General features: G+C 48.1%; 20 protein-coding genes and 1 tRNA gene. 10 read left to right on the top strand and 11 right to left on the bottom strand.

Features of this window, described 5'->3' with window-relative positions; translation table 11 throughout:
* Positions 1 to 4: 4 nt before the first annotated feature.
* From TK45_RS10320 to TK45_RS16430, 5 genes are all read right to left on the bottom strand, one after another.
* Positions 5 to 1,957, bottom strand: coding sequence for a chemotaxis protein CheA (locus tag TK45_RS10320; RefSeq protein WP_131258575.1), 1,953 nt, complete (start codon positions 1,955 to 1,957; stop codon positions 5 to 7).
* 17 nt (positions 1,958 to 1,974) lie between these two features.
* Complete coding sequence (locus tag TK45_RS10315) at positions 1,975 to 2,340, bottom strand: response regulator (RefSeq protein WP_131258574.1); 366 nt, start codon at positions 2,338 to 2,340, stop codon at positions 1,975 to 1,977.
* A gap of 7 nt (positions 2,341 to 2,347) precedes the next feature.
* Positions 2,348 to 3,892, bottom strand: a complete 1,545-nt coding sequence (locus tag TK45_RS10310) for an ATP-binding SpoIIE family protein phosphatase (RefSeq protein WP_165490758.1) — start codon at positions 3,890 to 3,892, stop codon at positions 2,348 to 2,350.
* 116 nt (positions 3,893 to 4,008) lie between these two features.
* Positions 4,009 to 4,293 (bottom strand): STAS domain-containing protein, encoded by a 285-nt coding sequence (locus TK45_RS10305; protein WP_131258572.1) that lies wholly within the window; start codon positions 4,291 to 4,293, stop codon positions 4,009 to 4,011.
* Between the two features lie 14 nt (positions 4,294 to 4,307).
* On the bottom strand, positions 4,308 to 5,495 hold the full coding sequence (locus TK45_RS16430) for a methyl-accepting chemotaxis protein (RefSeq protein WP_131258571.1): 1,188 nt from the start codon (positions 5,493 to 5,495) through the stop codon (positions 4,308 to 4,310).
* 213 nt (positions 5,496 to 5,708) lie between these two features.
* Here TK45_RS16430 and TK45_RS10295 point away from each other — a divergent pair, with 213 nt between their 5' ends.
* The 3 genes from TK45_RS10295 (at position 5,709) to TK45_RS10285 (ending at position 9,123) form a co-directional block, all read left to right on the top strand.
* Positions 5,709 to 7,373, top strand: a complete 1,665-nt coding sequence (locus tag TK45_RS10295) for an AMP-binding protein (protein ID WP_131258570.1) — start codon at positions 5,709 to 5,711, stop codon at positions 7,371 to 7,373.
* A 58-nt stretch (positions 7,374 to 7,431) separates the two neighbouring features.
* Positions 7,432 to 8,232, top strand: coding sequence for an ion transporter (locus tag TK45_RS10290; protein WP_131258569.1), 801 nt, complete (start codon positions 7,432 to 7,434; stop codon positions 8,230 to 8,232).
* Between the two features lie 180 nt (positions 8,233 to 8,412).
* Positions 8,413 to 9,123 carry an ABC transporter substrate-binding protein gene (locus tag TK45_RS10285; protein WP_131258568.1) on the top strand — a complete coding sequence of 237 codons (711 nt, stop codon included), beginning with the start codon at positions 8,413 to 8,415 and terminating at the stop codon, positions 9,121 to 9,123.
* Here TK45_RS10285 and rraB read toward each other — a convergent pair.
* Together rraB and TK45_RS10275 are read right to left on the bottom strand one after the other, a co-directional pair.
* A complete protein-coding gene (gene rraB, locus TK45_RS10280) occupies positions 9,110 to 9,457 on the bottom strand; it encodes a ribonuclease E inhibitor RraB (RefSeq protein WP_131258567.1) in 348 nt (115 codons plus the stop codon). The two genes, TK45_RS10285 and rraB, sit on opposite strands and share 14 nt — an antisense overlap.
* A gap of 33 nt (positions 9,458 to 9,490) precedes the next feature.
* Positions 9,491 to 10,216: a 1-acylglycerol-3-phosphate O-acyltransferase gene (locus TK45_RS10275; protein WP_131258566.1), complete on the bottom strand. Its 726-nt coding sequence runs from the start codon at positions 10,214 to 10,216 to the stop codon at positions 9,491 to 9,493.
* 118 nt (positions 10,217 to 10,334) lie between these two features.
* On the opposite strand from TK45_RS10275, the gene TK45_RS10270 reads away from it, so the two are divergent.
* Together TK45_RS10270 and TK45_RS10265 are read left to right on the top strand one after the other, a co-directional pair.
* Entirely contained in the window at positions 10,335 to 11,564 is a 1,230-nt protein-coding gene (locus TK45_RS10270; protein ID WP_131258565.1) for an HD domain-containing phosphohydrolase, read from the top strand.
* Between the two features lie 82 nt (positions 11,565 to 11,646).
* Positions 11,647 to 12,444, top strand: a complete 798-nt coding sequence (locus TK45_RS10265) for a polysaccharide deacetylase family protein (protein ID WP_131258564.1) — start codon at positions 11,647 to 11,649, stop codon at positions 12,442 to 12,444.
* Between the two features lie 255 nt (positions 12,445 to 12,699).
* Here the strand turns inward: TK45_RS10265 and TK45_RS10260 are convergent.
* The 3 genes from TK45_RS10260 to mutY all read right to left on the bottom strand — a co-directional run bounded on the left by TK45_RS10260 (position 12,700) and on the right by mutY (position 14,259).
* Positions 12,700 to 12,775 (bottom strand) — tRNA-Phe (locus TK45_RS10260).
* A 139-nt stretch (positions 12,776 to 12,914) separates the two neighbouring features.
* Positions 12,915 to 13,187, bottom strand: a complete 273-nt coding sequence (locus tag TK45_RS10255) for an oxidative damage protection protein (protein ID WP_131258563.1) — start codon at positions 13,185 to 13,187, stop codon at positions 12,915 to 12,917.
* 16 nt (positions 13,188 to 13,203) lie between these two features.
* Entirely contained in the window at positions 13,204 to 14,259 is a 1,056-nt protein-coding gene (mutY, locus tag TK45_RS10250) for an A/G-specific adenine glycosylase (RefSeq protein WP_131258562.1), read from the bottom strand.
* Between the two features lie 69 nt (positions 14,260 to 14,328).
* On the opposite strand from mutY, the gene TK45_RS10245 reads away from it, so the two are divergent.
* Genes TK45_RS10245 through TK45_RS10235 form a run of 3 tightly spaced genes read left to right on the top strand, consistent with a single transcriptional unit; the run spans position 14,329 to position 16,777 of the window.
* The gene (locus tag TK45_RS10245) at positions 14,329 to 15,018 is read left to right on the top strand and encodes an alpha/beta fold hydrolase (protein ID WP_131258561.1); all 690 of its coding nucleotides are present in this window, start codon (positions 14,329 to 14,331) and stop codon (positions 15,016 to 15,018) included.
* Between the two features lie 35 nt (positions 15,019 to 15,053).
* Positions 15,054 to 15,770: a tRNA (guanosine(46)-N7)-methyltransferase TrmB gene (gene trmB, locus TK45_RS10240; RefSeq protein WP_131258560.1), complete on the top strand. Its 717-nt coding sequence runs from the start codon at positions 15,054 to 15,056 to the stop codon at positions 15,768 to 15,770.
* On the top strand, positions 15,770 to 16,777 hold the full coding sequence (locus tag TK45_RS10235; protein WP_131258559.1) for a methyltransferase: 1,008 nt from the start codon (positions 15,770 to 15,772) through the stop codon (positions 16,775 to 16,777). Before trmB ends, TK45_RS10235 begins: the two co-directional genes overlap by 1 nt.
* On the opposite strand, the gene TK45_RS10230 is transcribed toward TK45_RS10235, so the two are convergent.
* A complete protein-coding gene (locus TK45_RS10230; protein ID WP_131258558.1) occupies positions 16,752 to 17,168 on the bottom strand; it encodes a DUF3293 domain-containing protein in 417 nt (138 codons plus the stop codon). The genes TK45_RS10235 and TK45_RS10230 overlap by 26 nt on opposite strands.
* Before the next feature lie 86 nt (positions 17,169 to 17,254).
* Here TK45_RS10230 and TK45_RS10225 point away from each other — a divergent pair, with 86 nt between their 5' ends.
* Positions 17,255 to 18,889 carry an ATP-binding protein gene (locus TK45_RS10225; protein WP_131258557.1) on the top strand — a complete coding sequence of 545 codons (1,635 nt, stop codon included), beginning with the start codon at positions 17,255 to 17,257 and terminating at the stop codon, positions 18,887 to 18,889.
* 74 nt (positions 18,890 to 18,963) lie between these two features.
* Complete coding sequence (gene arcA, locus TK45_RS10220) at positions 18,964 to 19,671, top strand: two-component system response regulator ArcA (RefSeq protein ID WP_131258556.1); 708 nt, start codon at positions 18,964 to 18,966, stop codon at positions 19,669 to 19,671.
* Positions 19,672 to 19,702: the final 31 nt, after the last annotated feature.

Here is a 19,702-nt window from a genome sequence, read left to right as displayed (position 1 = left end):
GATGTCACTCCTGAATCAAACGGTCATTGGCAAAATCCGCGATGGACTCCGCATCGAGGATCATCGCAACCCGTCCATCGCCCATGATGGTTGCGCCGGAAATGCCCGGCACAGGCCGGTAGTGCCGCTCGAGACTTTTAATTACAACCTGTTGCTGGCCAAGTAACGCATCCACCTGTACCCCAAAACGCTTTTTACTGCTTTCCAGCAGTACCACAATTGCTCCGGTGGGTTGTTCAATCGCGCCCTCGACACCCATCAGCTCATACAGCTTTACCAGTGGCCAGTATTGCTCACGGATCCATAACAGCGAGTCGTTACCAATTTGCTTAAGCTGTTTTGCCAACGGTTGCAGGGACTCAAGAATGTTGACCAAAGGGATCACATAAATTTGTTCGCCAATGGAAACGCACATACCATCGACGATGGCCAGAGTTAGCGGTAAGTGAATATAAAATGCCGAGCCTTTGCCGGCGCTGGACTCAATCTCGATACGCCCACCGATCTCTTCGATGTTACGTTTCACCACATCCATGCCAACGCCTCGCCCAGACACATCGGTTACTTCTGCGGCAGTGGAGAAACCGGGCTGAAAGATGAGCTGCCATACTTCTTTATCCAACATGCCCGGATCTGATGGCAGACCATTTTCGCTGGCTTTGGACAGAATACGTTGGCGGTTTAAGCCGGCACCATCATCGATAATGCTGATGACAATTGAACTGCCTTTTTGCTCCGCACGCAGGATAACGGTGCCGGTCTCGCTTTTGCCCTGTTCGACTCTCACATCGGTTTTTTCAATGCCATGATCGATGCTGTTGCGCACCAGATGGGTAAGCGGATCCACCAGCTTTTCGATCATGCTTTTATCAATCTCAGTAGCGCCACCTTCAATAATCAATTCCACCTTTTTACCCAACTTACTGGATAAATCCCTTACTACACGGGGGAAACGGTTAAAGGTCATATTGATAGGCAACATCCGCATCGACATCACGGATTCCTGAATTTCACGGGTGTTACGCTGTAATTCGGCGATGGCAGACTGGAGTTTTTCCCGGCAATGCCCCACCACTTCCTCACTAATCATGGATAGCATGGACTGGGTAATCACCAGTTCGCCGACCAAATTGACCATGGAGTCAATTTTTAAGGTGTCGACCCTGATTGACGTGTTTTCCTTAGTGGCCGTGGACTGACGCGCAACTCTGGCATTATCCTGTCCTTCTCGCCTTGGAATAGCCTCACCTGTGGTACTCGGCCCCTCTGATTGCACCGCCGCGTATTTAGCTTCCTGCCTGATTTCGTCCAGCGGTTTATGGAAACCATATTGCGGTTCGTTGTTAAACTTGGCTGGATCTGGCTCTTCAAAAAAGCCATAACCCTGTTCTTCACTGGCCTTTTGCTGCACCTCCGCAACCGGCTCAAAAAAGCCAAAGCCTTCCCACTCATCCTGTTGTTCACTGGGTTGTGAACCATCGCCGTTATCACTTTCCGCTGGGGTTATGTCAGTGAAAAAACCGAAGCCGGCGTCTTCTTCCGCCTCATCGTTGGCAACCGGCGGATTCTCATTGTTTAGTACCGCTTCCAGAGCCTGAATGCCTTCAGCGATTGCTTCCTCGGGTAACGCGCTGTCGCTGCGATAAGCCTGCAATATTCCCTTAAGCAAATCGACGGTCTGTAAAAACAGGTCAACCACGGGAACCGTCAGTTGCATAGAGCCCTTACGCGCCCGATCCAACAGGTTTTCCATCACATGAGTCAAACCAGTCAGTGCGTCAAAACCAAAAATACCACTGCCGCCTTTAATTGAATGTGCAGCGCGAAATATACTGTTCAATTGTTCTGGATCCGGATCGCCCAAATCCAATTCCATCAATAGCTGTTCCATGTCATCCAGATGCTCCTGACTCTCATCAAAAAACACCGCATGAAACTGTTCCATATCGATGGACATAATCCGCTAGCTCCCGTTTAGCCCAAGACTTTTTTCAATACTTCCAGCAACTTATCCGGATCGAAGGGCTTGACCATCCAGCCGGTTGCTCCTGCTGCTTTGCCCTGCATTTTCATATCGTTACTGGCTTCGGTGGTTAGCACTACAATCGGCACGGTTTTATAGGCTGCCATCGCGCGTAAATTCTTAATCAGCGTCAAACCATCCATCCGAGGCATGTTCTGATCGGTCAATACAAAATCAAACCGCTTAAATTTGCATTGATCTAATGCGTCCTGCCCATCAACTGCTGCAGTCACCTGATAACTGGCACTTTTCAGGGTCACTTCTACCATCTGCCGAATTGATGAAGAGTCGTCGACAATTAAGATACTCTTGCTCATAGCTCCCTCATTTAATAATCACCTGCGTTACATTGCCTGGTGGAATACAAGTCACGGTGTGGGCTAGTTTGCGCACTAACGCCAGTCCGCGACCTGAAAACTCATTTTGCGTATGATTCAGCGCATCAACATCAAAGCCCGATCCTGAATCACCCACGTCAAAAGACAGTGAGTGTTCACGCGGGTCGTACCGCATTGTGATGCGCACCCAATCAATTTCCTTTACGTTGTTTAACCGGTCTTCGCGCTGCTGATAGTAATCTGCGAACCCTTCTGGATCCTGTTTCAGCGTTGAACTTAACCCCAGCACGCCATGTTCAAGTGCATTGTTAAAAAGTTCACTGACAACGGTAAAAGCTCGCTGCCTGATATCAACAAAAAGACTAGTACATTCAAGAACTTTCGCAATCAGACCGGGTGCATCAAATCGTTTTAACTGAGTCCCTTTAGCCAACAATTCCAGCCGCAGTTCGCCATGCTCACTTTGAACCTGCGCCCCTAACGTTTCCCGGAAGGGCTCAATTTTGCGACGGTCCAGATGAAACAGAGTGATATCGTCTTCCTGCGGAACCCCTTCTGAAAACTCGCGCAGTTCGCCAATTAACTTGTCTACCCATTTGTCATCCAGATTGAAATGCTGCACTCCTTCGAGTAATCCTCGCATGCCAAATAATTCGCCATTCGTGCCACTTTGCTCAATCAAGCCATCACTACAGGCAACAATATGATGTATAAGCTCTTGTCCGAATTTTGCAAATTTTGGCGAAAATTCTTGTGGTGATAAAATGCCCAGCGGCAGGTGACTGGATTTAATCCGAACCTGCAACTCCTGATTGTCATCAATTAACAGCACGTCCGGCATCCCGGCGTTCCACACCAATAACTCGTTGGTATGCAGATTGACTTCAAGCAAGCAGGCGGCAACAAATCGATCATCCGGCAACTCATTATGAATTTTACGATTCAATTCATGGGCGATGGCGGCTACCTCTAACCCTTTGCTGACCATGGCACGAAACGCGCCGGTGATTGGTAAGATACTGATAGCAGCCGCCAGACCGTGCCCTGTGGCATCAAGCAATAAAAAGTAAATATTGCCACCAGGACTTTGCATAGTGGCAACAAAATCACCGTTAAAGGTATCTGAGGGTTGAATAAAAATTTGATAGTAATTATCAGATTCCGCGTCATCATCGTACTTACTGATGTGATGCAAAACGTGACGAGCCAACTCTTCTTCCTGTTTTTTCTCGTCTATCAAAACCTGTTGTAACTTAGCCTGCTCTTCCAAACGGGTATAAACCCGTTTCAACTCCGTCATGCGCTTAATCTTGGCCCACAGCAGGTCTAAATTAACTGGCAGCCCGAGGAAATCAGCCACTCCCTCATCAATCCAGGCTAATAAATCGGTCTGTTCGATATCCTCTTCCAGCAATAGCAACACACGGGTGTGTTTAGCTAATTGCCCGCATTGCTCAGGGGTAATAGTGGCAAACATCCGCGAGGTGATAATTACACAGTCCGGATTAAACTCCTTCACTTGTAGTGACATGGGAATCGCCGAAACCCAATAGATCAACGCGACCTCATGTTGGCGCAGAAACTCCCTAACGCATGAGGAAAACTCGGGATCTGTGTCTGCAAGCAAGACAGACTTTGGCTTCATCGTTAGGCAATCCGGTACAGGTGCTTCATATTGGCCATTTCAAGAATTTCGGCCGCCGTGCCTTTTGCACCGCGCGCGATGGTCTCAATTCCCCGCGGTTTGGCGCGTTTATGCAGCAATACCATCATGCCCAGTGCCGAACTGTCCAAATAAGACACGCGGGTGAAATCCAGTACAACCCGCTTTACATCCTGATGTGCCAATACCCCCTGATAATCCTCGGTAAATTGCTTGTGATATGAAAAATCAAAACGTTCCGGCAAGCTTATTACTCTTTCATCTGACACGTACTAGCTCCTTATCAAAACAGTTCAACTTCGCCAGCTTCAACGCTGGATTGAGAAACCGGGTTATGGTCCACATTGACCCGTTGCTTCATTTTTTGCTGATAGTTGTGCAGCGTATCGACTATTTCGTCGACATCTTTGTTACGCAGATCCTGCAGCTGATCTTTTACAAATCTGAGGGTTTCTTTTGTGTAGGTCAGGTTTTGGCCATTGATATCGCCAAACTGTAGGCCGCGAATGGAATTATTCAGAGCTTTGTCCAACTGAATCCCAATGTCTTCCAATGTACGCGTAGTGCTGGAGTCCGCTTCAGCTTTAACAATGATGTCATCTAACGCTTTCTGAATCTCTTTTTTGGCCTCAATTACATAGCTAACATCTTGAGAGGCAACTACGCCCACGTCTTGAGTAAGCTGGTCAATCTGACTGCGGATACTTTCCATTTGTTTTTTAATAACACCACTGAACTGCGTGGAGCGATTGGACAAGGCTCTGACCTCATCGGCGACGACCGCGAAACCTCGTCCCGCCTCACCAGCACGCGCCGCTTCGATCGCTGCATTTAAAGCCAGTAGGTTAGTTTGGGCGGAAATGTCATCAATATCACTTAAGGCTTTGACCACAGTGGGCATGGTCTCGTAAATCTTATTAACCTTTTCCAATAGCTCCATCGTGGACGCGGACATCTGCACGGTGGACTGAATGAACTGATCCAGCGTTTTTTCAGTGCTTCCGGCAAATCTGCGCATCCGCTCTGAATATAATTCGCCACTTTGCTGATCGGCTTTAATCAGCGCACCGATACAGGCGTTTTGCTCGCGTACCAATCGTTGCAGATTAATAAACGACTCACTCAGGGTATTAATCGCGTCATCCTGAGTGGAATTGATATCGTTCAGATTACTTTCACACTCAGCCAACACCTTAGCTAATTCCGATGTCAGTAATCCAACCGCTTGTAAATTATCTCGTTGAGTTTGTCGTTCCCGCTCTTCATTTGCACTCGATTGCTCCTGTGCCGGTCCCGATGTTTTTGCCACGGCGACAGGGATGCCCAACAACAGCAGCACCCAGCCCAACCAGACTAACCCGAACATCAAACACAATAGTGAAATGGCAGCACAACATGCCAACACGCCCCATTGCATTGGGGCGAGATTAAATGCCTGACGAAACGTATTTGCCGATATTTGATAATCCATGTAACAAATAACCTCACTCAATCCGTATAACCAGCGGTTGACCAATACCGACCAACCTCAGGAAACCTGTTACTCTGTGTATAAACTCACAAAAATATAGCTGAGTATTTGAATTAATTAGGAAACAAGGTAAAAAGCTGTACCAAGGTTTATAGATCAGTCAGCCGATTTTTAAAGAAATCGGCCAAAAAAATAATTATATGGGAGCCCCGCATGTCTGAACCCCGATTACCCGCCCAGCAACTCGCATACATTGCCAGCCAACATCCTGATACCGTGTTTTTCCGCCAGCCTGTAGATGGCCAATGGCACACCATGACCTATGGTGAGGCCTGGCAAACGGTTCAGGCTTTGGCCGCGGGCTTATCCGGTATCAATATTTGCCCGGGCGACAGGGTGGCGATTTTTGCCAAAAACAGTCAGGAATGGATGTTGAGTGACTGGGCAATCGGTCTAGCCGGCGCCATTAGCGTACCGATCTTCCCTTCTGCCGATCGCGACACCATTGCGTATATCATGCAGCACAGTGCGGCCAAAGCAGCGTTTGTTGGTAAGCTGGATAATGCCGCATCCTATGAAGGTGTCTTTGGGTCTGACGTTGCCACGATTTCTTTCCCGTATCCCACTATCGCCTGTCAGTATCAATGGCAGCAGTTGCTAAACAATAGCCACACGGTGGAATTCCCGGCACGATCCTTAAGTGATGTGATGACCATTATCTACACCTCCGGTTCAACCGGTGTGCCGAAAGGCGTAGTGCACACATTCCAGTCTTACATTAATGGTTGCCATAATTTTTTACTTAATTTTACCTCTGCGCTGTCGCTGGATAATGAGAGAGTGCTCAGTTACCTGCCACTGGCACACATTACTGAACGTGTACTGGGCGAAGGTCTGTGTTTATACGCTGCCGAATATCAGGCAAAAATTGAGGTGTCATTTAGCGAATCACTGGCGCACTTCGCCGATAACCTGCGTGATACAGCACCTACCCTGTTTGTCTCCGTACCGCGGCTGTGGCAAAAGTTTCAGTCTGGTGTACTGGCCAAAATGCCACAGAAAAAACTCGATACCTTGCTGCGCATCCCGCTACTTAGCAGCCTGATTAAATACAAAATTAAAAAAGCACTGGGATTTCATAAGGCAAAAGTTTTCGCATCTGGCTCCGCGCCTATTGCGCCGTCCCTATTGGATTGGTACATGCGGATTGGCGTCGATATCTGTCAGGGTTGGGGAATGACAGAAACCAACGCAGTAGGCACCACCCAACTACCATTTCGCGCCGATAAAGCCACCAGCATCGGTCGCCCGTTAGCCAATACAGAGCTGCGCATCAGTGACGAAGGTGAGCTGCAAATCAAAACCAGCGCCATCATGCAGGGCTATTACCAACAAGACGCACTAAACGCAGAATGCTTCACCGAAGATGGCTTTTTCAAAACCGGAGATCAGGCAAAGATTGATGACGATGGCTATGTATATATTGTCGGCCGTCTAAAAGACATCTTCAAAACGGCCAAAGGCAAATACGTCGCTCCGGCACCAATAGAAGCCATGCTGGCACGCTCGGTGTTGATCGAACAAACCTGTGTGGTTGGAACTGAACTCGCTCAACCGGTCGCGCTGGTTGTACTGTCTGACCATGCCAAAGCGATGGCAAAGCAGGACGTCATCGATGAATTATTGAGTTTGTTGCACGACGTCAACCCACAGCTGGAAAAGCATGAAAAACTCGATGGCATTCGGGTATTACACGACAGCTGGACCACGGACAACGGGCTGATTACGCCAACGTTAAAAATCCGTCGCCACGCGATCGAGAACCATTATCAAGCCCTGTTTGCTGAAGCCTTAAGCGACAAAGTCGTCTGGCATTGACACTAACCAGGAAATCCATAAAGTAAGCCGCTAATTTTCATTCAGACCCCACACGTCTATGCGTATTAGCGGCTTACAACAACGTTTTATCGCCATTCGCAGCAACAAACTTTTTGAGTCCATTGTTGTTGCCGTCATCATTGCTTCCGCCTTACTGGTTGGTGCAAAAACCTACGAGATGCCACCAACCATTCAGTCTGTCACGTTGCTGCTGGACTGGTTTATCAGTGCCTTTTTCCTGCTGGAAATCACCATACGTTTTATCGCGGAACCGAATAAAAAGCATTTTTTCCGGGATTTCTGGAACGTTTTCGACACCCTGATCGTGCTGGTCAGTTTAATCCCAGCTGACGACACAGATTTAGCACTGGTGGCACGTCTGGTCAGGGTATTCAGGGTACTGCGGATGATATCTATCATCCCCGAACTGCGTATTTTGCTGGTGTCGTTGTTTAAGGCCCTGCCGCAACTGTCTTACGTGATGTTGTTGATGTTTATCATCTTTTATATCTACGCAGCCGTTGGTGCGACCCTGTTTGAGGACATCAATCCTGATTTATGGGGTGACATCACTATCTCGTTACTGACGCTGTTTCGGGTGATGACCTTCGAGGACTGGACAGATGTCATGTACGAAACCATGGAAGTCTATCCACTTAGCTGGATTTTCTACCTGACCTTTATCTTTTTCACAGCGTTTGCCTTCCTGAATATGGTCATCGGTATCGTGGTTGGCGTGATGGAGCAGGAAAATGCCAAAGAGCGACATGATCACGGTGAGCCCAACCTGCGGGATTTATCGGAGAAGCTCGATGCGCTGCAACGCAGTCTCGATGAATTAAAATCAACCCGCCAATAATCAAATTGCCGGGTTATTATTAAGACCCGGCTATTTTTAACCTCAATTTTACATATTCTGACAAGAGATTCGTTGAAAATCTGTTCAGATTAAACTGTTTGTCACCCATCGATTGCGTATAATTTATCCATAATTTCATAGTGTGCCTGAGGGCCACGTTGCGACAGGGATTTTGCAAGCATGATTAAGCAAATCGTTCAGTCAGTATGTATTGCAATGCTTGTGGTCATCTCCATGCCAGTCGCAGCAAAAAATCTGCATTGCGCAACGACCCATTACCCACCTTTTGCAACTTTCGACTTTAACAAGCGCCAATTCACAGGCAGCGACCTAATCTTGATCGATCAACTAGCGGCACATTTTGAATGGCAGGTGTCTGTTGATAACTTACCATGGGCACGACTGAACAAAATTATCCCAGGCAAGCTGTATGACTGTTTTTTCGCACTTGCCGACCAACCACAAAGGCGACTGCATCTTAGCTATACCAACATTCCACTGCATGTGACTCGCTATGCCATGTTCCGACGAAGTGGCGAAACTGGCCCAATACAGACGGTAGGGCACCTGCGTGGAATGGCGTTGACGCCAAGCATGATCGATAAACATGCATTGCAAGCAGCAGTTTCCTTGCGATTTACCAGTAATGAGCAACTGCTGGAAATGCTGATGCTGGGCAGAATAGATGGCTTTGTTACTAACTCAGAAGTTGGTCAGTTTGTGATTGCCAATGCCAAAGCTGGTCAGTGGGTGACAATGGATATCGACCAGGGCTATGAGCTGCCTGTGTATCTGGCTTTTCGGGAAAATGTGGTGGATATAGAAAAGGTGAACAAAGTGCTATCCGACATCACCGGACAGCACCGGAACGTGACAATTAAGACTCAATAAAGTGAGTGCCCCAGCCGTCGTAATAAACGTTATGTTTGTCGGCGATAGTCATCAGGGTTTTGGTATCCGCATCTAACTGCTCAACATTAAGATCCCTTTCGGCAACCGCATCAAAACAGAACAGCGTACCGCCATCGTCCAGAATCATCTCTTCCGCATCACCTACTTCAAAGCCAGCTTTAAACGCATCAACTGCCGCCTTTTCCAGCTTATCAAAGTTGTTACTGGCAAAGTGATATTCGATGCTGTAAACGGCATCCGGATCACTACCATCGGCTAACAGGGCGTCAACGGTTTCACGGTTAAAGGCTAACCATTCTTCTAATTCAGACATATTTGGCACTACTCCAGCAAAATTAGCGGAAGTTTATCCTGCTTTGTCCAACTGCGCGACTTCTGCATCAATGCGCTGAATATTTTCCGACATTTGCTGATGGAAATACTTTGTCCAGCCTTTTAAATCTAGTGACTCGTCCATTACCACCGGCTCGCTCATTTCAATAATCAACGTGCCATTATTCCAGCGGTTCCACTTCACTTTGTTATGCAAACTGCTGGCGCAAATCATCACAACAGGTTCATTGGTCAGCTTGGCCAGGCGGAACGCACCGGTTTTAAACGGCAATAATCCCTTACCATTGGAGCGGGTGCCCTCCGGGAATATCCATACCGACAGACGGCGCTCACGGATTTTACGCGCAGCCAGTTTCAGGGTGTTACTGGCACGATTGGTGTTCGTGCGATCGATAAGAATGTTGCCGCTTAACCAGTAAACCCACCCGAAGATAGGGATCCACACCAGACTTTTTTTACCCACCGACACTGTGCCAGCCTGTGTGGCGCCACAAATAGTAAAAATATCGAATGTATTCTGGTGATTGCCGATATAAACGAATGGGCCGCCACTGCGCACCGATTCTGGCACCCGGATATCTAATTTGAGGCCGAGGATGACAGACAGCGACGAATACAAACGGCTGCCCAGTTGCACATTATTGCGATGAAATGGACGCACAATGCACGCCAGCAGAAATATGATATTGACGATAATAAAACACAGACCTAAAACAGGAATTCGGATTAGAGCGATCACAGCTATCTCGGCAGATTAAAAACCGAGGGAGTATACCGATTTTTATTGTTCAGCATGTCTGATCAGTGGACTATGCTGTGTAGGTCAAATGTGAACCAGAGAAGCAAACACTCACACTATGCTTAAAGTATTTCAACACGACGACACCGATGCTGATGTTCTGGCAGACCTTCTGGAAGAAATTAACGAGTTATATGAAGCCAGTGAACAATATCTGATGGAGCTGGAAGCTACCCCTGACGATACCGAATTACTACGCTCGTTATTTCGCTCTGTGCATACCATTAAGGGTGATCTGGGGCTGGTCAACTTTACCCCTATGCTGCCAATACTGCAGCGGGTAGAAGACTTATTGGATTTGTTGCGTAAAGGCGAAATTCGCTACAGCCATACCATGAGCGATCTGGTACTGCTCAGTCTCGACAGGGTGAAGAACTTTGTGGAAAACTGCATCCGCGAGGGTAACACCAGTTACGATGAAGAATTGCTTGGACTGGTTGAGCGGCAAATTACCAAGATAAAGCCCAATAACAGTGACCAGCACGAAAAACTGCTGCATGACTGCGTGTTATTGCTCAATCCCAAACTGGATTTTCAGGCCGAAATGGCCGAACCGTCTGATTCCACAGAACCCAGCGTAGACCCAGTACAACCGGATAACTCCGCACCTGTAAAAGCACAAACGCCAGTTTCGGCCCCCGTGGTCGACAATACCGGCTCGCCAACTGTGTTTTTTAACGAACTGGGTTTTACCAAACCACTTACCCCGCAACAGGAAAGCGATCTGCGCTTTTTCCGCGAAATCATGGTGCCCGTTGAGCAACGTTCTCGCTATTGGGAAGGCCGTTGTGACCGGGTGGCGAAATTAGCCTTATTACTCAATCGCCTGGCCAAATCGCCGGTGGATGAAACGCAACTCGCTGTCGCTTGTTATGTGCATGACTTCGGTATGGCGTTTATGCCATTAGAGTTGCTGTATAAAATCGAACCCTTAGAGCAACTGGAATTTAATCTGTTACGCTCCCATGTGTTCAAGAGCGCCAAATTACTGGAACACTTAAGCGAGTGGAATGAAGCACGCAGAATCGTGATGCAGCACCACGAACGCCTCGATGGCACGGGCTACCCCATGGGGCTGAAAGAAAAAGATATTTGCGAAGGCGCTAAGTTGCTGGCAATTGTCGATACCTTCGATGCCATGACCCACCCGCGCAATCATGATGCCAACCGCCCCATCTCGAAAAAACAGGCCGTTATAGAAATCAATAAAATCTGCGAAGGCCAGCTTTGCCCCAAGTGGATGAAAGTATTTAACAGCGCGATGGCCAAACTATTACAGCGTGCATAAGCATTGATATAACGTTTCGCGTCACTCAACAGCCTCTGCTCAGGTCACGCAGAGGCTTCTCTCAGGACTAGCGTGCACAATCATGAACATCCAGCATGTCTTTTTAGTACTTTTATTAATTCTTCTAACCGGTAAAGCGAACGGTTCAGATTCACAGGACGCAACGACTTGGCCCGGAAACAAACAATTTGCCATAAGCCTTAGCTATGATGACGCGCTGGACAGCCAATTAGACAAGGCAGTACCTCAGCTCACAATGTATGGGTTCAAAGCGTCATTTTATGTATACCCTGCCTCAGAGCCATTTCAACGTCGGCTTTCAGAATGGAAATTACTCGCACAGCAAGGTCATGAACTCGGCAATCACAGTTTATATCACCCTTGTCGTGGTTCTCTGCCGAACAGAGAATGGGTTGAACCACATAAAGACTTAGATAAATACAGCATCAAACGTATATTGCTGGAAATAGATATCGCTAATTTAATGCTTAATACTATTGATGGTAAAAACCTGCGCACTTACACCATTCCTTGTGGGGATACTCAGGTGACAGATGGTGACTATTACAGTTTCTTGGCCGAACGCTTTCTGGCCGTAAAAGGAGAAGGTGTCGCTGAAGGACATGCAATTCTCTACACGCCAAGTAACGTCAGTGGTGAAGAACTCATAAATTACGTAAAGAGTCCTCCAGCAGGCACCCGATTAATCAATATTTTATTTCATGGCGTGGGCGGCGATCATTTGTCAGTGAGTAGTGAAGCACATCAGCAACTACTTGCTTATCTGGCCACGAATGAAAATATTTACTGGGTAGACACCTATCAAAACATAATGAGACATAAAAAAAACAAAGAATTGAATGGCTCATCGCAAAGGTAAACTTGTATCACCGAACGAAGTACCTCAGCCTCACTAGGCTTCAATGCTGACAGGGCTTCGTAATAAGTGGTGCCCACAGGCGCTATCAATTTGTCTGCAACAAATTGGGACAGCGTCAGCTGGCCGCTTGCGGCACTTCACATGGAAGTGAAGTGCAATCGAACCACCGATAAAACAGCGTGAGATTACGCCAAGAAAATATCAGCAAGCAAAAACGAAAAAGCCCCGTCATTGCTGACAGGGCTTCGTAATAAGTGGTGCCCAGAGGCGGAATCGAACCACCGACACGGGGATTTTCAATCCCCTGCTCTACCGACTGAGCTATCTGGGCATGCTTGGCTTGTTGGCTTGCGCCTCACCTCGCTGTGGGTGCGTATTAAACGGATTCTGCGTGCTTAAGTCAACCAGTTTTTTGCAGATTTTTTTCAACCGCTCAGGGTTTAATCAACTTGCTGCAAAAATCACCCAAATTACGCAGAAGGAGGGGTGTATCCCTCAATTTCAACGTCTTTACCTTCGAACAAAAACGCCTGCATTTCGGTTTCCAGCAACTGACGATGCTCCATATTCATCATGTTGAGTTTTTTCTCATTGATCAGCATGGTTTGCTTTTTCTGCCACAACGCCCAGGCTTCTTTACTGATGTTGTCAAAAATACGCTTACCCAATTCGCCCGGATACAGCTGGAAGTCCAGGCCTGGCGCATCTTTTTTCAGATACTGACAAAATACGGTTCTGCTCATTTATCTTTTCCTAAGGTTATTGCCCTGACATGCTCTGCAGGTCTTTAACAATCATGGTCGTGGGTGCAGCCAAACCAATGGCTGATGGATTGCGCCAATCATACCAAAGGCTGTTGGCGTCCTGTACTTCAATTACCTGTGAAATATGTTGAAGTTCAATCACCAGCGGCTGAATATCCAGATGAAAATGACTAAACGTATGGCGAAATGGTTCTAACCAAATCTGCTTACCAGTCTCAAGCCGTTGACAACGTAACCATTCTGGCAGTTGTTCTACCGAGGCAATTTCTGCAAAGCCCCATAACCCGCCCCACAGACCAACCGGCGGGCGCTGTTGCATCAACAGCTGACTGCCCACTTTAGGGATTAGCATGATTGTCTGACGCACGGGCAGGGTTTTCTTTGGCTTTTTAGTGGGTAAATCGGCTTGTCGGCCGGTTTTGAACGCCACGCAATCCGCAGACAGCGGACAATCGCTACAGTTGGGCTTACTGCGGGTACATAGGGTGGCACCCATATCCATCATGGCTTGGGTGTAATCTGCGGTTCTATGTGCCGGAGTCAATTGCTCGGCCAACTCCCACAGACGACTCTCGACCTTTTTCTCTCCCGGCCAGCCATCAATTCCTGCGTGTCTGGCTAACACACGTTTTACATTGCCATCCAAAATTGCGTGATGTTGCTGACAGGCAAGGGATAGAACCGCCCCTGCCGTAGAGCGCCCAATGCCAGGCAACGCCATTACCTGTTCTTTCTCGCGGGGGAATTGCCCCTGATATTCAGCGACAATCATTTGTGCAGCTTTGTGCAGATTGCGAGCGCGGGCGTAATAGCCGAGGCCGGTCCAGTGGTGTAACACTTCATCCTGAGGTGCCGCGGCCAACGCCTGCACATCCGGAAAACGCTGCATAAAACGCTGGAAATAAGGAATAACTGTGGTGACCTGTGTCTGTTGCAGCATAATTTCAGACACCCACACCTTGTAAGGTGTCTTGTCTTGCTGCCAGGGCAAATGCTTGCGGCCATGGATATCAAACCAGGCCAAGATGCGCGATGCGAACGTGTTTAGCAAACAACCACCTGAACAAAAATCATAAGGCGCGCTATCATACCCGCAAACGTCAGCAAGGTTAAAAATAACATGAGTCAAAATTCCAGTTGGGTGTTTCTGCCAGGCACCTTATGTGACGAGCGTTTGTGGTTTCGAATGTGGAAACAGATGCACATTCAGGATCGTCGCTATGTGCCGCTGCAATGGGCAAACAATCTGGAGGAAATGGACGCATTAACCTCATATGCCTGTGACAATGGGCCGGTGACCCTGATCGGGTTTTCCATGGGCGGTTACATCGCTGCCCGCTATGCGTTGGCCAATCCGGACGATGTGGAGCATCTGATTTTACTCGGCTACGATCCTGCCGGCTTGCCCGATCAGGAGGTGGCGCAGCGCAAACAATTTATTCGTCATTTGCAAAACGGGCGCTTCACGCCGATGGCAGACAGCCGATTGGCGCAGTTTATCAGCGCCAGTGGCGCAAACGCTGACTTCACCCGCCAAATGGTCAGGGATATGGAAAGCGATTTAGGCGGCAGCGTGTTGCTTGCACAGACCCGTGCTACCACTGAACGCGAGGATTTTTGTGCACAACTGGCTACTGCACCATTCAAAACCACGCTCATTGGTGCTGAGCAGGATCGCATTGCTCCACTGCAACGTTTAGCGCAAAGTGCAGCCCTGTGTGGCGCAAACTTAATTAAGGTAGAAGACGCTGAGCATATGTTCCCGCTGCAAAAACCCGAGCTTGTGGCTACCCTTCTGGAGCAGGCCTGATATACTCCGCAACCCTGAAAAACAAGGGCATAACCATGACCGAAAACCAAGAAACAATCCAAACCGAGCAAGACAAACGTTTACGAAAAATTCGTAGTTTTGTGAAACGCGAAGGACGTCTGACCAAGGGCCAGGCCGCTGCTATTGAAAAATATTGGCCGCAAATGGGCTTAAACCACAGTAAACAACTGCTGGATCTGGATCAGGTTTTCGGTCGGCAGGCACCGCGGGTTTTGGAAATTGGTTTTGGTATGGGCAAGTCATTGGTTGAAATGGCGGCTAACGAGACTGATCACGATTTTATCGGGATCGAAGTACACCGTCCCGGTGTTGGCTCATGTTTGGCCGATGCGGCGGAAGCTGGTCTGACAAACCTGAGATTATTCGAGCATGATGCCGTGGAAGTACTGGCCGATTGTATCGCCGATGAAAGCCTCGCCAGAGTGCAATTGTATTTCCCCGATCCGTGGCACAAAAAACGTCACCATAAACGCCGTATCGTTCAGCCTGAATTTGTCCAAAAATTACGCAGCAAGTTAGCCATCGGCGGTGTTTTTCATATGGCTACTGACTGGGAAAATTATGCAGAGCATATGCTGGAAGTGATGCAGCAGGCCGAAGGGTTTGAAAATACCTCAGCAAGCGGCGATTACGTGCCACGTCCGGACTTTCGTCCGTTAACCAAATTTGAACAGCGCGGTCATCGCTTAGGTCACGGCGTATGGGATCTTATATTTAAGCGAGTCAGCTAATGCTATCTAACCCCAGTCAATTACTTGTCCGCAATGCGCATCTGTTTGAACAGGGTCAATGGCTGCTGGCTAATGCCGAAGACGCGCAGGTATTTAGCGAACTAGACGGCGATATCGACGGTTTTCACCAAAACTGGCAGATCTATTCACAACTCAAAACTCAGAATAATCATGAGTTTGCGGTCGCGCTGGCTAGCGAAAAGCGCTACGACGGCATTGTGTTATATATGCCAAAAGCCAAAGAGCATGCAGCAATGTTATTGGCTAATCTGGCTTGCCATCTTAAACCCGGCGGCTGCCTGATGCTGGTTGGTGAAAACAACAGCGGGGTGAAAAGTGCCCCCAAATTGTTAGCCGATTATGGTCACAAAGCAGTAAAACTGGACGCGGCACGCCACTGTAGTTTGTTTAATATGGTGCTCAGTGCCGAGGTAAAACCCTTTAACCTTGATCAATGGGCCAAGGAATTTGAGGTGAATATCGCAGAGCACAATCTGCGCATTTATTCTTTACCTGGCATTTTCAGCCATAAATCGCTGGATGACGGCACCAAATTGTTGCTGGAAAATCTTAAGCCCATCCCAACCGCGCCGGTGCTGGATTTCGCCTGCGGTGCGGGCATTATCGGCGTATATTTGGCTAAGAAGAATCCGGCAATCCAACTGACCATGAGTGATGTCTCTGCGATTGCAGTCCATTGCGCCGGCCGTACCGCAGAAATCAACGGTGTTACGGCCGATGTACTGGCATCCGATGGCTTAAAAGACATTACGCGCAAGTTCGCTGCAATCTATACCAACCCGCCGTTTCATACCGGCACTCACACAGATTACAGTATTACCGAGCAGTTTTTGCGTGACGCCAACGCACATTTGGGCGTCAATGGCAGCCTGACACTGGTCGCCAATGCGTTTTTAGATTACCCGCCCATAATGGAAAAACATCTGGCAGCACCACTTGTGATGGCACACACCACACGTTTCAAGCTGTATCACTGTCAGAAATAATCCGCTGTATAAACGGCCCCAGATGAACCGGGGCCGGCTCGTCCAGCAGTGCTGGCTGCAACCATAATTGCCCATCCAGAACCGCATAAAATGCGTTTTGTGCAAACTCACAACTCAACGTTTTGCCTTGCGCTACGCTGCATTGAATGGCGAAAGATGCCTCCTGGTGCGCCAAATCCTCACTACAACCAATAAGCGGCTGATAATCTAAGTGTAACTGTTGGAGTCGTTGCACCAATTTCGTATTCCTTGCTGCGTCCAGCTCGGGCGACAAATTTGCAGAATAGGGGTTACACGCCGTGATGATGCAAAAATCATCACTAAGCGTTGTTTTTTTACTCACTACAAAGCAAGTCTGTTGATACAATGTCCACAATTCTTTTTTGCGCATTATTAAAATCCAGCGTTTAATCAACTATATAACGCGTATCTTACGCCACTTTTAACGGGTACAAACGGAGCATCCACCACATCACTATGACGTCGCCATCAAACGCAACCTCCATAAAATCTGCCGTCATTTTACTGGTGGTTGGCCTAAGTGTGCTGGCGTTAGTGGCCATGTCCGGCCTGATGATGGTGCGTTACGTCAATATCAGTAAGCAAAATAATCAGCAGGATGCGGCATCTCTGACTCAGGTGCTGGCTCAGGTCTCGGGCAGTTATATTATCGCTGATAACAAAAGCGGCATGGTGGATGTGCTAAACCAACTGGAACGATTTGGTTATGTTGATCACGTACACATCTACAGCTTCGATTACGATAAAAACCTCGCGATTTTCGCCACGTACAATCGTCCCAGCACCGGCGCGGTTGAGTGGATTATCCGCGAAGGCAACAAAGTGCGACCTCACAATGGCAACCTAAGTGGCCTGGAGTTTATTGCTCCAATCGAGGAAAACGGGCGTTTGGGTTATGTCTATCTGATCTCACGGGAACAAAATACCCTTGGCCTCATTAGTGAGTTCTTGCTACCTGCCATGTTGGTATTCGTGATTATCGTCGCACTGTCGCTGGCATTTGTAATGCGATTACAGGGGCGCTTTCTACGGCCGATTCAGGACATCACGCAGTTTGCGACCGATATGTCACTGAACAAAGATACTCAGCAACGCGCCGCATCAGGTGATTTTAAAGAAACCATCCTGCTGGCCGAGGCGTTTAATCGTTTACTCGTCCGCTTAGAGGAACGCCGTCAGACAGAGCTCAACACCGAACAGGAGCACAAACGTCTGACCAGCAGCCTGGAAGAAAAAGTCGCCAAGCGTACTCAGGCGTTAAAAGACTCTAATGAAGAGCTGATCAAAACCCTCGAACAACTGCATCAATTCCAACGCCAGTTAGTCGAGAAAGAAAAGCTCGCGTCACTGGGTGACATGGTCGCCGGCGTCGCCCAGGAAGTAAATGTGCCCATCAGCAACTGTCTTAGCGCCTGTAATCTGTTGGATGAAAAATTGTCCCGTCTGGACGACGACTTCAATACCAAGCAATTGCGCGCCCGCAATATGGAACGATTCTTACAGGACTCACAAAACTGCCTGCAAACCATCCGGCATAATCTGGATCGCAGTGCAGAATTGATCAGTGGCTTTAAGCAGGTTGCGGTTAACCAAACCGATGAAAATACCCGCATGTTTCCGCTGCGAAAACTCATTGAAGAGCTGTTAATCACGCTGCGTCCGCGGCTTAAGAACACCCATCACGACGTATATATCGAGTGTGATGACAAGTTACAGATTGAATCCAAAGCGGGGCCACTCAATCAAATTCTGTATAACCTGCTGACCAACTCTTTGGAGCATGCCTTCGCCCATAGTGACAACGGACATATATTTATTGTGGTGACCGAATCACAGCATGCAATCAGCATCTTGTATCGGGACGACGGCATTGGCATTCCTGAACATCTGGGCAAACGTATTTTCGACCCGTTCGTTACCACCAAGCGAGGTAACGGCAGAACAGGCATGGGCTTACACCTGGTCTACAATCTGGTGACCCAGATTTTGGGCGGCACTATTCAATTGGTACAAGATGGCCAGCCGGGCAGTGAGTTCGTGATTACTTTTCCGGTCAGCCGCATAGAACATAACCGACTGAGTGCAGGCTAATCGCATTTTAGCGATCACACTTAAGCAATTTCTGATAAACTCGTTAGCAATCATGCACTAAGGGTAGGAAAAGAATGCAGACTCCGATTGTTCTCATCGTAGAAGATGAAATCGTTACCCGCACCACACTGAAAAACCTGTTCGAAGCAGAAGGGTATCAGGTGCTGGAAGCGGAAAACGGCGAGCAGATGCACGATCTGTTCAACAACAACAATATCAACCTGGTTATTATGGATATTAACCTGCCAGGTAAAAATGGCCTGTTGCTGGCCCGCGAAGTTCGTAACCGTAAAAACGTCGGTCTGATTTTCCTGACTGGCCGCGACAATGACGTAGATCGCATTCTGGCGCTGGAAATTGGTGGTGATGACTACCTGACTAAGCCATTCAATCCGCGTGAATTAACGATTCGTGCACGTAACCTGTTGTCTCGCACTATGAGTGGCAACGATGATCAGGACTTACCCAACAAAGTTAAATTTAATGGCTGGGTACTGGATGGCGACAGCCGCAGCCTGATCTCACCAGCGGGCAAAGAGTTCCGTTTGCCACGCAGTGAATTCCGTGCGATGCACCTGTTCCTGCGTAATCCGGGCAAAATTCTGAGCCGTGAACAACTTATTATGGAAATGACCGGCCGTGAATTACGTCCTAACGACCGTACCGTGGACGTTACCATTCGCCGTATTCGTAAGCATTTTGAATCTGTGCCTGGCGCAGAAGAGCTGATCGACACTATCCACGGTGAAGGCTATCGTTTCACCGGCGAAGTCGACGCCTGATAAAAATACCTACCCTACACAATAAAAAAGT

The sequence above is a fragment of the Bowmanella sp. JS7-9 genome (assembly GCF_004329715.1).
GTDB lineage: Bacteria > Pseudomonadota > Gammaproteobacteria > Enterobacterales > Alteromonadaceae > Pseudobowmanella > Pseudobowmanella zhangzhouensis.
This window is presented reverse-complemented; position numbering and strand designations above follow the sequence as displayed.

Bases quoted from the DNA above. Each gene is read 5' to 3' on its own strand.
- TK45_RS10320 (WP_131258575.1), bottom strand. From the start codon at position 1,957: ATGTCCATCGATATGGAACAGTTTCATGCGGTGTTTTTTGATGAGAGT.
- TK45_RS10315 (WP_131258574.1), bottom strand. From the start codon at position 2,340: ATGAGCAAGAGTATCTTAATTGTCGACGACTCTTCATCAATTCGGCAG.
- TK45_RS10310 (WP_165490758.1), bottom strand. From the start codon at position 3,892: ATGTCACTACAAGTGAAGGAGTTTAATCCGGACTGTGTAATTATCACC.
- TK45_RS16430 (WP_131258571.1), bottom strand. From the start codon at position 5,495: ATGGATTATCAAATATCGGCAAATACGTTTCGTCAGGCATTTAATCTC.
- TK45_RS10295 (WP_131258570.1), top strand. From the start codon at position 5,709: ATGTCTGAACCCCGATTACCCGCCCAGCAACTCGCATACATTGCCAGC.
- TK45_RS10290 (WP_131258569.1), top strand. From the start codon at position 7,432: ATGCGTATTAGCGGCTTACAACAACGTTTTATCGCCATTCGCAGCAAC.
- TK45_RS10285 (WP_131258568.1), top strand. From the start codon at position 8,413: ATGATTAAGCAAATCGTTCAGTCAGTATGTATTGCAATGCTTGTGGTC.
- rraB (WP_131258567.1), bottom strand. From the start codon at position 9,457: ATGTCTGAATTAGAAGAATGGTTAGCCTTTAACCGTGAAACCGTTGAC.
- TK45_RS10270 (WP_131258565.1), top strand. From the start codon at position 10,335: ATGCTTAAAGTATTTCAACACGACGACACCGATGCTGATGTTCTGGCA.
- TK45_RS10265 (WP_131258564.1), top strand. From the start codon at position 11,647: ATGAACATCCAGCATGTCTTTTTAGTACTTTTATTAATTCTTCTAACC.
- TK45_RS10255 (WP_131258563.1), bottom strand. From the start codon at position 13,187: ATGAGCAGAACCGTATTTTGTCAGTATCTGAAAAAAGATGCGCCAGGC.
- TK45_RS10245 (WP_131258561.1), top strand. From the start codon at position 14,329: ATGAGTCAAAATTCCAGTTGGGTGTTTCTGCCAGGCACCTTATGTGAC.
- trmB (WP_131258560.1), top strand. From the start codon at position 15,054: ATGACCGAAAACCAAGAAACAATCCAAACCGAGCAAGACAAACGTTTA.
- TK45_RS10235 (WP_131258559.1), top strand. From the start codon at position 15,770: ATGCTATCTAACCCCAGTCAATTACTTGTCCGCAATGCGCATCTGTTT.
- TK45_RS10230 (WP_131258558.1), bottom strand. From the start codon at position 17,168: ATGCGCAAAAAAGAATTGTGGACATTGTATCAACAGACTTGCTTTGTA.
- TK45_RS10225 (WP_131258557.1), top strand. From the start codon at position 17,255: ATGACGTCGCCATCAAACGCAACCTCCATAAAATCTGCCGTCATTTTA.
- arcA (WP_131258556.1), top strand. From the start codon at position 18,964: ATGCAGACTCCGATTGTTCTCATCGTAGAAGATGAAATCGTTACCCGC.